The organism is Pigmentiphaga sp. CHJ604 (genome assembly GCF_036972535.1).
Taxonomy (GTDB): domain Bacteria; phylum Pseudomonadota; class Gammaproteobacteria; order Burkholderiales; family Burkholderiaceae_B; genus Pigmentiphaga; species Pigmentiphaga daeguensis.
Map to the genome: position 1 here is coordinate 1,109,001 of NZ_CP136998.1, position 13,736 is coordinate 1,122,736.

Annotated in this window: 14 protein-coding genes; 8 read left to right on the forward strand and 6 right to left on the reverse strand. The window is 66.9% G+C overall.

Features of this window, described 5'->3' with window-relative positions:
• Positions 1-14: 14 nt before the first annotated feature.
• Positions 15-1,601 carry a gamma-glutamyltransferase gene (gene ggt, locus R4823_RS05415; protein WP_279817812.1) on the reverse strand — a complete coding sequence of 529 codons (1,587 nt, stop codon included), beginning with the start codon at positions 1,599-1,601 and terminating at the stop codon, positions 15-17.
• A gap of 142 nt (positions 1,602-1,743) precedes the next feature.
• On the opposite strand from ggt, the gene R4823_RS05420 reads away from it, so the two are divergent.
• Together R4823_RS05420 and ettA are read left to right on the forward strand one after the other, a co-directional pair.
• The gene (locus tag R4823_RS05420; protein WP_279817814.1) at positions 1,744-2,712 is read left to right on the forward strand and encodes a tripartite tricarboxylate transporter substrate binding protein; all 969 of its coding nucleotides are present in this window, start codon (positions 1,744-1,746) and stop codon (positions 2,710-2,712) included.
• Positions 2,713-2,823: 111 nt separating this feature from the next.
• A complete protein-coding gene (gene ettA / locus R4823_RS05425) occupies positions 2,824-4,497 on the forward strand; it encodes an energy-dependent translational throttle protein EttA (protein WP_087837192.1) in 1,674 nt (557 codons plus the stop codon).
• 124 nt (positions 4,498-4,621) lie between these two features.
• Here the strand turns inward: ettA and R4823_RS05430 are convergent, their stop codons facing one another.
• Both R4823_RS05430 and R4823_RS05435 read right to left on the reverse strand, forming a co-directional pair.
• On the reverse strand, positions 4,622-5,596 hold the full coding sequence (locus tag R4823_RS05430) for a hypothetical protein (RefSeq protein WP_338617807.1): 975 nt from the start codon (positions 5,594-5,596) through the stop codon (positions 4,622-4,624).
• Positions 5,597-5,746: 150 nt separating this feature from the next.
• Positions 5,747-6,748: a hypothetical protein gene (locus tag R4823_RS05435; protein WP_087837190.1), complete on the reverse strand. Its 1,002-nt coding sequence runs from the start codon at positions 6,746-6,748 to the stop codon at positions 5,747-5,749.
• Positions 6,749-6,973: 225 nt separating this feature from the next.
• On the opposite strand from R4823_RS05435, the gene R4823_RS05440 reads away from it, so the two are divergent.
• The 4 genes from R4823_RS05440 to R4823_RS05455 are packed head-to-tail and all read left to right on the forward strand — an operon-like array spanning position 6,974 to position 11,241.
• Positions 6,974-7,846, forward strand: coding sequence for a fumarylacetoacetate hydrolase family protein (locus R4823_RS05440; RefSeq protein WP_087837189.1), 873 nt, complete (start codon positions 6,974-6,976; stop codon positions 7,844-7,846).
• Between the two features lie 35 nt (positions 7,847-7,881).
• On the forward strand, positions 7,882-8,940 hold the full coding sequence (gene gtdA / locus R4823_RS05445) for a gentisate 1,2-dioxygenase (protein ID WP_087837188.1): 1,059 nt from the start codon (positions 7,882-7,884) through the stop codon (positions 8,938-8,940).
• A 47-nt stretch (positions 8,941-8,987) separates the two neighbouring features.
• On the forward strand, positions 8,988-10,193 hold the full coding sequence (locus R4823_RS05450; RefSeq protein ID WP_087837187.1) for an FAD-dependent monooxygenase: 1,206 nt from the start codon (positions 8,988-8,990) through the stop codon (positions 10,191-10,193).
• Positions 10,194-10,242: 49 nt separating this feature from the next.
• The gene (locus R4823_RS05455; RefSeq protein ID WP_087837186.1) at positions 10,243-11,241 is read left to right on the forward strand and encodes a tripartite tricarboxylate transporter substrate binding protein; all 999 of its coding nucleotides are present in this window, start codon (positions 10,243-10,245) and stop codon (positions 11,239-11,241) included.
• A gap of 109 nt (positions 11,242-11,350) precedes the next feature.
• Here R4823_RS05455 and R4823_RS05460 read toward each other — a convergent pair whose 3' ends face one another.
• Positions 11,351-11,578 (reverse strand): glycine zipper 2TM domain-containing protein, encoded by a 228-nt coding sequence (locus R4823_RS05460; RefSeq protein WP_087837185.1) that lies wholly within the window; start codon positions 11,576-11,578, stop codon positions 11,351-11,353.
• Positions 11,579-11,823: 245 nt separating this feature from the next.
• Between R4823_RS05460 and R4823_RS05465 the strand changes: the two genes are divergently transcribed.
• Entirely contained in the window at positions 11,824-12,624 is an 801-nt protein-coding gene (locus R4823_RS05465; protein WP_338619119.1) for a ferritin-like domain-containing protein, read from the forward strand.
• On the opposite strand, the gene R4823_RS05470 is transcribed toward R4823_RS05465, so the two are convergent.
• Positions 12,616-12,942, reverse strand: coding sequence for a hypothetical protein (locus R4823_RS05470; protein WP_087837183.1), 327 nt, complete (start codon positions 12,940-12,942; stop codon positions 12,616-12,618). The genes R4823_RS05465 and R4823_RS05470 overlap by 9 nt on opposite strands.
• A 47-nt stretch (positions 12,943-12,989) precedes the next feature.
• The gene (locus R4823_RS05475; protein WP_087837182.1) at positions 12,990-13,286 is read right to left on the reverse strand and encodes a PepSY domain-containing protein; all 297 of its coding nucleotides are present in this window, start codon (positions 13,284-13,286) and stop codon (positions 12,990-12,992) included.
• Between the two features lie 119 nt (positions 13,287-13,405).
• Between R4823_RS05475 and R4823_RS05480 the strand changes: the two genes are divergently transcribed.
• A complete protein-coding gene (locus R4823_RS05480) occupies positions 13,406-13,735 on the forward strand; it encodes a PepSY domain-containing protein (protein ID WP_087837288.1) in 330 nt (109 codons plus the stop codon).
• Position 13,736 lies beyond the last annotated feature (1 nt).

The following is a 13,736-nucleotide window of genomic DNA, read 5'->3' on the forward strand; positions in this document are numbered from 1 at the left end:
CGTTGGGCCGGGCGCTAATAGCCGACGGCCTGGCCGTCGCGGCGGGAGTCGGAGGCGGCGATGTAGCCTTCGTCGCTGCGGTAGATCAGCTGGGCGGTGCCGAAGTCCAGGCTGTGGCGTTCCGAGACTTCGACGGTGTGGCCCAGCTTGCGCAGGCCGTCGACCACGGCGGCGGGGGTGTGGGCTTCCAGGCGGACCTCGCCGGGTTCCACGCGGAAGCGCGGGGCGTCGCTCATGGCCTGGGGGTTCTGGCCGAAGGCGCCCAGGCGCACCATCATCTGCATGTGGCCCTGCGCCTGCATCGAACCGCCCATGACGCCGAAGGCCATGACGGGCTGGCCGTTGCGGGTGACGAAGCCGGGGATGATGGTGTGCATCGGTTTCTTCGAGGGGGCGACGCAGTTGACGTGGCCGGGACGCAGGTTGAAGCCGATGCCGCGGTTGTGCAGCGAGATGCCGGTGCCGGGCACCACGACGCCCGAGCCGAAGCCCTGGAAGTTGGACTGGATGAACGAGACCATGGTGCCGTCGGCGTCGGCGGCGGCCAGGTAGACGGTGCCGCCCAGCTTGGGGGTGCCGGCGGTGGGAGTGGTGGCGCGGGCGGGGTCGATCAGGGCGGCGCGTTGCGCGAGGTAGGCCGGGTCCAGCAGGTCGGTGGGGCCCAGGCGCATGGCGTCGGGGTCGGCGACGTGTTCGTGCAGGTCGGAGAAGGCCAGTTTCATGGCCTCGACCATGGCGTGGTACATGGCGGGGCTGTCCAGGCCCATGCCTTCGAGGTCCAGGTGCTCGAGCATGCCCAGCGCGGCCAGGGCGGCGATGCCCTGGCCGCTGGGGGGGATCTCGTGCAGGGTGTAGCCGCGGAAGTCCTGGCGCAAGGGTTCGACCCATTGCACTTCATGGGCGGCCAGGTCGGCCAGGGTCATCGTGCCGCCGGTGCGCTGCGCGAAGTCGACGATCTTCTGCGCCAGCGCGCCGCGATAGAAGCTGTCGCCGCCGGTCCGGGCGATGTCGGCCAGGGTGTCGGCCTGTTCGGGGAAGCGCCAGCGGTCGCCGGCCCGCGGCGTGCTGCCGTCGCGGAAGAAGGCCTCGGCGAAGCCGGGCTCCTTGGCCAGGTTGGGGGCCTGGCGGGCCCACAGGCGGGCGATCTGCGGGGTGACCTGGAAGCCTTCCCGGGCATAGTGCAGGGCGGGCTGGACCAATTGCTCGAAGGGCAGCTTGCCGAAGCGTTCCGACAGGGCGCGCCAGCCGGCGACCTGGCCGGGCACCGTGACGGCATCCCATCCGGTGACCGGCATGGACGCGCGGCCGCGGAAGTGATCCAGGGTCCAGGCGGCGGGCGAGCGGCCGCTGGCGTTGATGCCGTGCAGGCGCCCCTCGTGCCAGAGGATGGCGAACAGGTCCCCGCCTATGCCGTTCATGACCGGCTCGACCACGGTCAGTACCATGGCGGCCGCCAGCGCGGCATCGACGGCGTTGCCGCCCTCGTACAGCATGCGCAGGCCGGCCTGCGAGGCCAGCGGCTGGCTGGTGCTGACGGCGTTGGCCGCCAGCAGCGGCATCTTCTGCGAGGGATAGGGGAAATTCCAGTCGAAGGGCAGCATGGCGTCGTTTACGGGGAGTCGTCCTGGGACACAGCATACCAAGGGCCGGGCCGCGGCACTCCACTACAATGGACGCCGTCCGCCGGGCCGCGCCGGCGCGCCATCCGGGGCTTTTGTCGCGGCCGCTTCCCTTGCCACCACCATGAACCGTATCCTGCTTCCCCTGTGCGCCGGCCTGCTGGCGCTGGCCGGCACCGCCGCCTCGGCCCAGACCTGGCCCGCCAGGCCCGTGCGCATCATCGTCGCCTATCCGCCCGGCGGGGTCAGCGACATCGTGTCGCGCGCCCTGGCCGACAAGCTCGGCGGCCAGCTCGGCACGACCGTCATCGTCGAGAACAAGGCCGGCGCCGGCGGCACGCTGGGCATGGACGCGGTCGCCAAGGCTGCGCCCGACGGCTACACCGTCGGATTTTCCTCGATCAGCCCGCTGTCGCTGAACCCGCTGCTGGGCCGGGTCAACTATGATCCGTTCAAGGACATCGCGCCGGTCGCCAGCGTGATGTATTCGCCGGTCGTGCTGCTGGGCACGCCGGCGTTCCAGGGCAAGAGCCTGGCCGACGTGGTCGAGCAGGCGCGCAGCCGCCCGGGCGCGCTGCGCTGGGGCACCTCGGGCCTGGCCACGGTCGGCCACATCACGCTGGAACAGTTCAAGCGCGCGGCCGGCGTGGACATCACCCACATTCCCTACAAGGGCGGCGGCCAGCAGCAGAACGATGCGCTGGGCGGCCAGTTCGAGCTGCTGTCCACCAATCTCGGCCCGGTGCTGAACGGCCACATCAAGGCCGGCAAGCTGCGGCCGCTGGCCGTGGGCGCGCCGGAACGCATCGATTTCCTGCCCGACGTGCCGACCTTCGCCGAGGCAGGCTTTCCCAAGGCCAACCTGATGTCGGTGTTCGGGGTCTTCGCGCCGGCGGGCACGCCCGAGGCGGTGCTGGCCCGGCTGAACGCCGAGATCAACAAGGCCCTGGCGCAGCCGGACCTGCGCGCGCGCCTGGTCGACAGCGACAACGTGCCCACCGGCGGCAGCGCCGCGGCGTTCGCGCGCCTGATCCGCGCCGAGTACGACAACAACCGCGACATCATCCGGCAGGCCGGCATCAAGCTGGAGTAGCGCGGCCGCCGGTTCGCCTTTCCCGCGCGAACCGGCCTACACTGTCTGCTTCGCCACAGCGGGGCCGGCCGAGCCGGCCCCGCGCCCTTTTTCCTTTTCGTACGTCCACCCATGGCCCAATACGTTTTCACCATGAATCGCGTCGGCAAGATCGTGCCGCCCAAGCGGCAGATCCTGCGCGACATCTCGCTGTCGTTCTTCCCGGGCGCCAAGATCGGCGTGCTGGGGCTGAACGGCGCAGGCAAGTCCACGCTGCTCAAGATCATGGCCGGCGTGGACCAGGACATCGAGGGCGAAGCCCGCCCCATGCCGAACCTGAGCATCGGCTACCTGCCCCAGGAGCCGCAGCTCGATCCCGAGCACACCGTGCGCCAGGCGGTCGAGACCGGGCTGGGAGGCGTGTTCACCGCCAAGAAGCGGCTGGACGAGGTTTATGCGGCCTATGCCGAGCCCGATGCCGACTTCGACGCGCTGGCCTCCGAGCAGGCCGAGCTCGAGGCCATCATCGCGGCGGGCAGCGGCAGCGGCAACGACGACATCGAGCACCAGCTCGAAATCGCCGCCGACGCCCTGCGGCTGCCGCCGTGGGACGCGGTGGTGGGCCACCTGTCGGGCGGCGAGAAGCGCCGCGTGGCGTTGTGCCGCCTGCTCCTGTCCAAGCCCGACATGCTGCTGCTGGACGAGCCCACCAACCACCTGGACGCGGAAAGCGTGGACTGGCTGGAGCAGTTCCTGCAGAAGTTCCCGGGCACCGTGGTCGCGGTCACCCACGATCGCTACTTCCTGGACAACGCCGCCGAATGGATCCTGGAACTGGACCGTGGTCACGGCATTCCATGGAAGGGCAACTACAGCTCCTGGCTGGAGCAGAAGGAAGACCGCCTCAAGCAGGAAGAGGCCAACGAATCCGCCCGCCAGAAGACCATCAAGAAGGAACTGGAGTGGGTGCGCCAGAACCCCAAGGCGCGCCAGGCCAAGTCCAAGGCGCGCATCGCCCGCTTCGAGGAGCTCAGCTCGCACGAATACCAGAAGCGCAACGAGACCTCCGAGATCTTCATTCCCGTGGCCGAGCGCCTGGGCAACGAGGTCATCGAATTCAAGAACGTCAGCAAGGGCTATGGCGACCGCCTGCTGATCGACGATCTCAGCTTCAAGGTGCCGGCCGGCGCCATCGTCGGCATCATCGGCCCCAACGGTGCCGGCAAGTCGACGCTGTTCCGCATGATCGCCGGCAAGGAGCAGCCCGACAGCGGTGAAGTCGTGCGCGGGTCGACCGTCAAGCTGGCCTACGTCGAGCAGATGCGCGATGCGCTGGAAGACACCAAGACCGTGTTCGACGCCGTGGCCGACGGCGCCGACATCCTGACGGTGGGGCGCTTCGAGATGTCGTCGCGCGCCTACCTGGGCCGCTTCAACTTCAAGGGCGGCGACCAGAACAAGACCGTGGGCAACCTGTCGGGCGGCGAGCGCGGCCGGCTCCACCTGGCCAAGACCCTGCTGGCCGGCGGCAACCTGCTGCTGCTGGACGAGCCGTCCAACGACCTGGACGTGGAAACCCTGCGCGCGCTGGAGGATGCCCTGCTGGAGTTTGCCGGCAGCGTCATGGTGATCAGCCACGACCGCTGGTTCCTGGACCGGATCGCCACGCATATCCTGGCGTTCGAGGGTGATTCGCAGGTGGTGTTCTTCGACGGCAACTACCAGGAATACGAGGCCGACAAGAAGCGCCGCCTGGGCGAGGAAGGCGCCAAGCCCAAGCGGGTGCGGTTCAAGCCGCTGAAGTAACGGACGCTTCGGCGTGTTCCGGGGCCCGGTCCTGCCCAGGCAGGCCGGGCCCCGATGCTTTCAGCGATCGAAGACAGGGGTCCATTCCCGGCCTGTGCGAGCCTCCTTCTAGCGTGAACAGGCCTTAAAGCTCGCCGTCGTCGGACGAGCCGCTCCACCGCACGCCGGACGAAGATTCGATCAGTACGTTGCTAGCGCCCGCGGCTGGGCTGCTGAACGTGGTCGTGATCGTTTCCCCCCGGGTCTCCACGGTAAAGCGGCCGGAGATCGGGCCTGGCGCGCCGCCGTCTTCGGCATGGACGAAGACCAGCGGGTCGATCAGCTTCGTGCGCTGCTCGAAGTCGCCGACGTTGACGCTTTGCCCGCGGCTGGAGAATTGCAGCGCGGTATAGCGTTCGGTCCCGGTGGCGTACAGGTAGTGCGATTCGGCGGCATAGTCGCTGATCGCATTGCCATAGGTCTTGCCATCTTCCGTGTAGCGGACCTTGAAATCGCCACCGGACTGGCTGATGTTCAGGATCTCCTCGATGTCGTCGGGCGTGGCCGAGTCCTCGGGTATGTCGTGGGTGGTCTGTTCGAACCGGACTTGCAGCGTGCCGGCGATCGATTCGTTGGCCGAGAGCGCCAGGTCAGGGGCTTCAAGCGTGAAGACGCCCGAGGTGTTGAACCCGTCGACAAGATCGCCCTGGACTTCCCGCACCAGGATCCTGACCTGCCCGTTCAGCGCCTCGCCCAGGCCCCGCGTGGCGCAATCGGTCATGTCTATCGCCAACGAGTCGCCGGCGCTGATTTTCCCGTCATGGTCGGCATCGGTGTAGACAGAGGTGCGGCTGCCTTTCCCCTCCGCGCACGGCTGCGGCCCTTCGGGCATGCCGTCGCCGACATGGGTGATCAGGGCGTTGACGTAGCCCAGCGCGAAATACGGCAGGAAAAGTCCCGTGGTGTAGGCGCTGCTGGAAAACATGCGCAGTTCGCCCTGGGTCATCGGTGGCGGGGTGTCGTTCTTGCTCTCGGCTCCGCCGCCCCCGCCGCCCCCGCCGCACGCGCCCAGCAGTGCCGTCAATGCCAGCGCGCCGGCCGTCTTCAGTCCCGGTTTCATGACGCTCCCCGCCCCCGATGGAAATAGTGGAGGGCATCTTGCCAGCGCCGATGGCGCGGCACATTGGACTAAAGTCCTGCTTCCGACGAAAAGCGGCCCGGAGGAAACCGGGCCGCTAGCGGAAGACGCGGGGATGCTCGCGGGGAAGGCTCAGAGATCGTCGAAGGCGGCGAAATCCATTTTCGACGAAAGGCCGGAGGTCGACTTGATTTCGACCAGATCCTCGGTGTCCGTCAAGACGATCGTCGTCGTGATGGTTTCACCAGGGGTTTTCGTCTCGAATGCTCCCGCGTCGGGTGAACCGTCGCCCAGATCACGCCAATAGACGAGGGGCGTGGTCATCTTGACGGTGTGGTTGAACGCGCCCAGCAGGGGGTCCGTTCCGCTGGTGCGATAGCCGATGGCCGAGAATGTGTACAGCCGGGTTTCGCTCCCATAGGTGTAATCGCTGGAATAGTCTTCGATGCGCGTGGCGTAGCTCTTGCCGTCCTGGGAGTAGCCGATGTCCAGTTGATCGGCTGTGGTCTGGACCGAAAGTGTGTCGTCGCTGTCGTCCACCGTATCCTTGGTGTCACGTGCGTAGTCGATGACGACCGTCCCGTTCAGGGTCTCGCTGCCGTCCAGCTTGAAGTCCGCCAGCGGGATGGTCATGGTGGCGCCGGAAGATGCCGATCCGTCCAGGAGGTCGCCGGTCACGTTGCTGTAGGTGATGGTGACCGTGCCATCGACCAGCTCATCCCCGACCGGGCCACGGCAGTTGACGAGCTTGAAGGTGACCTTGTCGCCGTTGTCGATCTTGTGGTTGCCATTGCCATCGGTGAACGTGGCGGTAACCGTGCCGGGCGAGTCGCCGTCGCATTCTTCCGAATCCGTCGTGATGTCGTGCTCGACGGCATAGCGGACGAAACCCAGGCTCGCCTGGGCAATCAAGCCGGGGATCTGGGTGACGCCTACCGAGGTGTAGAAGCTCTCATGGCCGGCCCATTCCATCTGCTGCTTGGTGTACAGGGGGGCCGGCGTGCCGCCGCCACTTCCGCCTCCGTCCCCGCCGCCGCTCCCTCCCGAACCGCTCGAACTCCCATCGCCCCCGCCACAGGCGGCCAGGATGGCCAGGGCGAGAACGGAGCCGGCTGTCTTGATGTGCTTCTTCATGTCAGGTTCCCCCGTGAAATCGCGCGGTTCCGCCGCGCATGTTGTGGATAGGCGGAGTATGAGGTTGCGGTGCGTGCCGCTGCATCCCCCAACAAGGGGATGCGCAAGCGTCCGCAATGTGCGATCCATCGGATCCATCCGCCTTGACTAGCGGCCCCCGGTTTCCCTAAAATTGAACGTGCTCAAAATTTTTCATGGCCGCCGCCCAGCGGCACCGGAGACCAAATGAAGATTTGCCGCTACGACGAAGGCCGGATCGGCCTCGTGGAAGGAGACACCGTCTACGACGTGTCGTCCGTGAAAGACCAACTGCCCGCGCTGGCCTGGCCCGTGCCGCCCGGCGATCTGTTCATCGAACGGTTGGGCGAACTGATTCCCGCCATCCAGGCCGCCAAGGCCGGCGCCGCCACGCGGCGCCTGGCCGACGTCCGGCTGCTGAGCCCGGTCGCCACGCCGTCCAAGGTCATCGCCGCGCCGCTGAACTACCATGCCCACGTGGACGAGTCGCTGGCCGATTCCCAGATCCACAACAACGTGCACATCGCCCACTACGAAGGCTTCAAGAGCCCGGTCGCCAAGTTCGGCGTGTTCCTGAAATCGGCGCAGTCGGTGGTGGGCGCGAGCCAGGGCGTGCGCATCGCCTTCCCGGGCAGGCGCAACGACCACGAGGTGGAACTCGCGGTGGTGATCGGCAAGCAGGGCAAGGACATTCCGGCCGCCGACGCCATGGGCTACGTGGCCGGCTACTGCATCGGCCTGGACATGACCGTGCGCGGTACCGAGGATCGCAGCTATCGCAAGTCGGCGGACAGCTATACCGTGCTCGGCCCCTGGCTGGTGACGGCGGACGAGATCGCCGATCCGGGCAATCTGGATTTCTCGATCGACGTCAACGGCGAGCCCCGCCAGCGCGCCAATACGCGCGACCTCATCACCGGCATCGCCGAACTGATCGAAGTGGCCTCGCACGTCTACACCCTGTATCCGGGCGACGTCATCATGACCGGCACGCCCGAGGGCGTGAACACGGTGCAGCCGGGCGACGTCATGCATGCCCGCATCGAGGGTCTGGGCGAGATGGACGTGGCGGTGCGCTGAGCGCCGCCGGAGACGCCGCAGGGCGGAGGAGACACATGAACGATTCCAGGCAAGAACCGGCAGCCGCGGCAACGCGGGCCGAACGCGAGGCGTTCTACGCCCGCATCGGCGCCGACAATCTCGCGCCGCTGTGGGAACAGCTGCATAACCTGGTCACGCGGACGCCGCGTTCCGATTGCCAGCCGGCCCACTGGTCGTACGGCAAGGTGCGGCCCTACCTGACCGAGGCGACCTCGCTCATCACCGCCGAGGAAGCCGAGCGCCGCGTGCTCATCCTCGAGAATCCCGGGCTGCGGGGCAAGGCGGCCATCACGACCTCGCTGTACGCCGGCCTGCAGGCCATCCTGCCGGGCGAAGTGGCGCGCGCCCATCGGCACAGCCAGGCCGCGATGCGCCTGATCCTGGAAGGCAGCGGCGCCTATACGTCGGTCGAGGGCGAGAAGACCATCATGCGGCGCGGCGATTTCGTCACCACGCCGTCATGGACCTGGCATGACCACGGCAACGACAGCGACGCCCCGATGATCTGGCTCGACGGACTGGACGTGCAACTGGTCGCCATGCTGGACGCCAGCTTCGCCGAGGCCTCGTCCGAGGACCGCCAGGAGCTGCGCCGTCCGGTGGGAGACAGCCTGCTGCGCTATGGCAACGGGCTCGCCCCGGTGGATTGGACGCCGCCGGCCAATCGCGCCTCGCCGCTGTTCTGCTATCCGTACGAGCGCACCCGCGAGTCGCTGCTGGGCATGCAGGCCGCGGGCGCGCCCGATCCGCACCTGGGCTACAAGCTGCGCTACGTGGATCCGCTGACCGGCGGCTCGCCCATGCCGACCATGGGCGCCTATGCGCAGTTGCTGCCCAGGGATTTCTCCACGGCATCCTATCGATGTTCGTCGGGCACGGTGTTCACGGTGCTCGAGGGCCGGGTCGAGGTCGTCCTGGACGATCGCGTATTCATGGCCGAGCCCAACGACGTCTTCGTCATCCCCAGTTGGACCGCGCATCGGCTGGTGGCGCGGGAACCCTCGATCCTGTTCAGCTTTTCCGACCGTCCGGTGCAGGAACTGCTGGGCTTGTGGCGCGAAAGCCGGGATTGACCGGCTGTCCCGTATCCGAATCACTCCAGTCATCGTAGAACCGAATCATGCAACAGCATCCTGTCGTCATTTCCGGCGCCGGCCCCGTGGGCCTGGTGGCCGCCCTGTCGCTCGCGCAGAAAGGCGTGGACGTCGTCGTCCTGGAAAGCGAGGACCACATTCCCCAGGACCTGCGGGCCGGTACTTTCCATCCGCCCACGGTCGAGATGCTCGACACGCTCGGCATAGGCGAAACGCTGCGGTCGCGGGCGCTGCGGGTGCCCGAATGGCAGATACGCGATCGCAAGGAAGGGCTGGTGGCCCAGTTCGACCTGGGCATGATCGCCGACCTGACGCCGTATCCTTTCCGCCTGCACGTGGAACAGCACAAGCTGTCGGCCATCGTGGCCGAGGCGCTGCGCGAACACCGCAACGCGCGCCTGCTGTTCGCGCACCAGTGCGCCGGCTATGAGCAGGACGCCGACGGCGTCACCGTGCAGGTGGCCGGTCCCGATGGACGGCAGGAGATCCGCGCCAGCTACCTGATCGGCGCGGACGGCGCGCGCAGCATCGTGCGCAAGACCATGGACACCGAGTTCGAGGGCTTCACCTGGCCGGAACGTTTCCTGGTGTTCGCCACGCGCTACGACCTGCGCCAGCAAGGCTATACCGGCAACGCCTACATCGCCGATCCGGACGAATGGAGCGCGATCTTCATCCAGCCCCACGACGGGCCGCCGCCGATCTGGCGTATCGCGTTCCCGATCGCCCCCGGCATGGACGAAGCCGAGGTGCTGGCGCCGGATTTCGTGCAGGGCAAGATCAAGGGCTTCCTGTCTCCGGACCAGGACTACGACATTCCCTACAAGAGCGTCTATCGCGTCCACCAGCGGGTCGCCAAGGATTTCCGCGACCGCCGGGTGTTCCTGGCCGGCGACGCCGCCCACGTGAACAATCCGCTGGGGGGCATGGGGCTGAACAGCGGCATACACGATGCGATGAACCTGACCGGCAAGCTGGCCGAGGTCATGCTGCACGGCGCGCCCGACGACCTGCTCGACCGCTACCATCGCCAGCGCCGGACGGTGAACGTGGAATACGTGCAGGCCATCACCATACGCAACAAGCGCCTGTTGGAAGAGCGCGATGCCAAGGTTCGCCGCGAACGCCTGGACGAATTGCGCGCCACGGTGGCAAACCCCGACGCCCACCGCCAGTACCTGATCAACTCGTCCATGATCGCCAGCGTGCGACGGGCCAACGAAATCCAATAGCCGGCGGCTGCCGGCGCCACGATCCCGAACACAGAACGAGGAGACAAGCATGCAGGATTCCGCAAACCTTTCCGGACGCCGGGCGTTCATCGCCACGCTGGCGGCGGGCGCGTTCGTGCCGGGCCGCCTGGTCGCCGCCGGAGACGACTTGGGCCTGGCGGACAAGATCGTCCAGGTGGTGGTGCCCTTCACGCCGGGCACCACGCCCGACCTGTGCGCACGGTTGTTCTCGCCCCGCCTGGCCGAGCAGACCGGCCGCACCTTCGTGGTCGAGAACAAGCCGGGCGCCTCCGGCATCATCGGCCTGAGCGCCGTCGCCAAGGCCGCGCCCGACGGCCATACGATCGCGTTCAGCACGAACACGGCGCTCACGCTGCCGCTGGTCTATTCCTCGGTGCCGTTCGACGTCATCGACAGCTTCACGCCCATCGCCATGCTGGGGTCGACCAACTTCGCGCTGTGCGTGCATCCGTCGCTGGGCGTGACGACGCTGGCCCAGTTCATCGAGTATGTCCGGCGGCATCCCGGCACGGTCAACTACGGTTCGCCCGGCAAGGGAACCTTCCACCACCTGTGCATGGAGATGCTCGTCTCCCAGCTCGGGCTGAACATGGTGCACGTGCCCTACAAGGGTTCGGCCGGCGCCACGACCGACCTGCTGGCCGGCCACATCAAGGCCATGTTCCAGCCCATGCACGTCGCCGTGCCCATGCAGCAGGAGAAGCGCCTGGTCATCCTGGGCGCGTCCCGCCGCGAGCAGGATCCTGCCTACCCCGCGGTGCCTCCGCTGGCGGCCGTGGGACTGCCTCGCTACGACGCGGACGCATGGTACGCGGTATGGGGCCCCAAGGGCATGAAGGGCGAACTGGTCGCGCGCTACAACGGCGCCTTCAACCGGCTGCTCGAGAACGACGACGTGCGGGGCACCCTGCTCAAGCAAGGCATGACGCCGCGCGCGATGAGCGCACAGGCGCTGGGCGAGCTGTCGAAGGCGGAATTGGCCAAGTGGCGGGAGGTCGTGAAGGCGGCCAACATCCTCCCGGAATAGGCGCCACGCCATCCTGATACATCTTGTCGTATAAAAGCAACAGCCCCGGATCTCCGCGAGGAGCCGGGGCTGTCGTGCCTGGAAGCGGCCGGCCGAAGCCGGCCCGGGATCAGCGGCGCTTGCCGATCTGGTCGCCGACCACGCCACCGATGGCCGCGCCGCCCACCGTGCCGAGAATGCCGCCGCCAGTCACCGCCGCACCGGCCACGCCGCCGACGCCGGCACCGACCACGGTGCTCTTCTGCCGGCTGGACATGCTGTCCCAGCTGGCACATCCCGCTGCCGAGACCACCATGGCAGCACCGATCATCAGCTTGGCAATGAGATTCTTGTTCATGAGTGACTCCCTATAGTACGTAGTCGTGTACTGGCGGCATCGACCGTCGCGCCGCAGCTTGGGTTAACAGTGACAGATTCGCCCCGGACTGTCTGTGAACGAACTCGACAAGCATTACACAAAGTAACCCCGGGCGGATGCATCCGGAAGCCTGTCGGGACTCGAATCAAGGGCGGATTCGGCTTATGCTGCAAGAATGAACTGCGAACTTCGGAGATTTTTCGGTGGACGCTGTTGCAACGGAAATGCCTTGGCGGCTCGAGGATATCGACCTGAACCGCATCGAGCGGAGCCTGGTGCGGGACGACGATACGCTGTTCTACCTGCTGTGCAGCGCTTCGTTCATAGAAAGCGGTTCCGACCTCTATACCCGCAACCTGGTGAACTACTACCGGGACGACCAGGATGTGGCGACCTGGCTCGGCCAGCACTGGGAGCAGGAAGAGCTGCAGCACGGCCGCGCGCTGCGCGCCTACATCGAACACGTCTGGCCCGATTTCGACTGGCAGGCGGCGTTCGACAGCTTCTTCGGCGAGTATTCCAAGCGTTGCACGCTGGAGGAGTTCGAACCCACGCGCGCCCTCGAGTTGGCCGCGCGCTGCGTGGTCGAAATGGGTACCGCCACGCTGTATCGCAGCCTGGCCGAGTACGCGCCCGAACCCGTGCTGCGCGAGTTGACCACCAACATCCGGACGGATGAGGTCCGCCACTACAAGTACTTCTATCTTTATTTCAACCGCTACAACACGCTGGAAGGCAATGGCCGCGTGAAGGTGCTGGGCGCGCTGGTGCGGCGGTTGCTGGAGATACGCAACGACGACGCCGAATGCGCCATCCGCCATGTGTTGAACCATCGCCATCCCGAGCATGCGAACGACAAGGCATGGATCGATCGCATCAATGCCGATGCGCGGCGCCTGGTCCAGCGCAACGTCAGCGCCGACATGAGCGTGAAGATGTTCCTCAAGCCGCTGAACCTGCCCGCTCGCGTGCTGAACGGCATCGAGCCGCCGCTGGCGCGCATGGTGCACTACGCCTTACGCTGAACGCCGCTGCGCCGGCCGTCCCAGGGTCTCGGCGTGGCGGCCGTGCAGGTAGTTCAGGATTTCGTCGGCCCGATCGGCGGGCCAGTTCCAGATGTCCGTCCACGGTAGGTACGACGGAATGGCGAAGTCGCGCTTGAGCCCCGCCACCACCGCGCCATAGGCCGCGTAGCCGAAGCATTCCTCGCGCGCCCGGCCGAGGTCGGCCAGCGCCGACTCGATCCGGCCGCGCAGGACGGCGTCGGCGCCGATGGTGCCGGGAGCATGCTGGACGTCGAACAGGCTGGCGTCGCTGCTGTCGGAGAACGCGGGCTGGTTCACGGCATTTTTCCTCGAGGCTATCGTGCGGCAGACAGAAGGGGAGGCCATCATTGGCGGCTCCTGCGGGGCAGCCAGTCCGAGGGCTTGACCACCTCGCCCGTGGCCGGATCCAGGTACAGTTTGATCTTGGCGCCGTTCTTGTCGAAGCCTTCGACTTCCCAGCAGCCGTCGTCCCGTTCGACCTCGCGCACTTCGTAGCCCAGCGATTCGGCCTTGCGTATGGCCTGGTCGATGGGAACCCAGCGGTCGTGGGGCACATAGGCGCACTTGTCGGCGGCCTGGGCGGCGGTGGCGTAGGAGGCGGTGGCGGCAAGGGCGATGGTCAGGGCGGGCAGCAGGCGCATGGTGTTCCTCGTTGGTGTTGGCGGGTTGTCCATGGCTGGCAGAATAGCCATCCCCCGCCTCGCGTTCCTGACCGCCGATGTCAGCGTTTTATCAGCCAGCGACTGTTAGTGTGCCGCCCATGTCTGCAATATCCAGCCGTTCCCCCCGCCTGTCCGCGATCCTGCTCGCGGCGGCGCTCTCCTGCGCCATGGCTCCGGCCCTGGCCCGCGACGACCGCTGCAGGCGGGATCAGGACTGCGCGCGCGAAGCGCTGGTGCATGGCGAGATCCGCCCGCTGTCCGATGTGCTGGGCGTGGTGCGCGACAAGGTGCCCGGCGATATCATTGAGATCGAGCTCGACCGCGAAGATGGAATCTGGGTCTACGAAGTCAAGGTCCTGCCACCCAGCGGCCGGCGCAAGAAGCTCGAAATCGATGCCCGCACCCTGGAAATCCTGAAGATCAAGTAGA

Bases quoted from the DNA above. Each gene is read 5' to 3' on its own strand.
- ggt (WP_279817812.1), bottom strand. From the start codon at position 1,601: ATGCTGCCCTTCGACTGGAATTTCCCCTATCCCTCGCAGAAGATGCCG.
- R4823_RS05420 (WP_279817814.1), top strand. From the start codon at position 1,744: ATGAACCGTATCCTGCTTCCCCTGTGCGCCGGCCTGCTGGCGCTGGCC.
- ettA (WP_087837192.1), top strand. From the start codon at position 2,824: ATGGCCCAATACGTTTTCACCATGAATCGCGTCGGCAAGATCGTGCCG.
- R4823_RS05430 (WP_338617807.1), bottom strand. From the start codon at position 5,596: ATGAAACCGGGACTGAAGACGGCCGGCGCGCTGGCATTGACGGCACTG.
- R4823_RS05435 (WP_087837190.1), bottom strand. From the start codon at position 6,748: ATGAAGAAGCACATCAAGACAGCCGGCTCCGTTCTCGCCCTGGCCATC.
- R4823_RS05440 (WP_087837189.1), top strand. From the start codon at position 6,974: ATGAAGATTTGCCGCTACGACGAAGGCCGGATCGGCCTCGTGGAAGGA.
- gtdA (WP_087837188.1), top strand. From the start codon at position 7,882: ATGAACGATTCCAGGCAAGAACCGGCAGCCGCGGCAACGCGGGCCGAA.
- R4823_RS05450 (WP_087837187.1), top strand. From the start codon at position 8,988: ATGCAACAGCATCCTGTCGTCATTTCCGGCGCCGGCCCCGTGGGCCTG.
- R4823_RS05455 (WP_087837186.1), top strand. From the start codon at position 10,243: ATGCAGGATTCCGCAAACCTTTCCGGACGCCGGGCGTTCATCGCCACG.
- R4823_RS05460 (WP_087837185.1), bottom strand. From the start codon at position 11,578: ATGAACAAGAATCTCATTGCCAAGCTGATGATCGGTGCTGCCATGGTG.
- R4823_RS05465 (WP_338619119.1), top strand. From the start codon at position 11,824: ATGCCTTGGCGGCTCGAGGATATCGACCTGAACCGCATCGAGCGGAGC.
- R4823_RS05475 (WP_087837182.1), bottom strand. From the start codon at position 13,286: ATGCGCCTGCTGCCCGCCCTGACCATCGCCCTTGCCGCCACCGCCTCC.
- R4823_RS05480 (WP_087837288.1), top strand. From the start codon at position 13,406: ATGTCTGCAATATCCAGCCGTTCCCCCCGCCTGTCCGCGATCCTGCTC.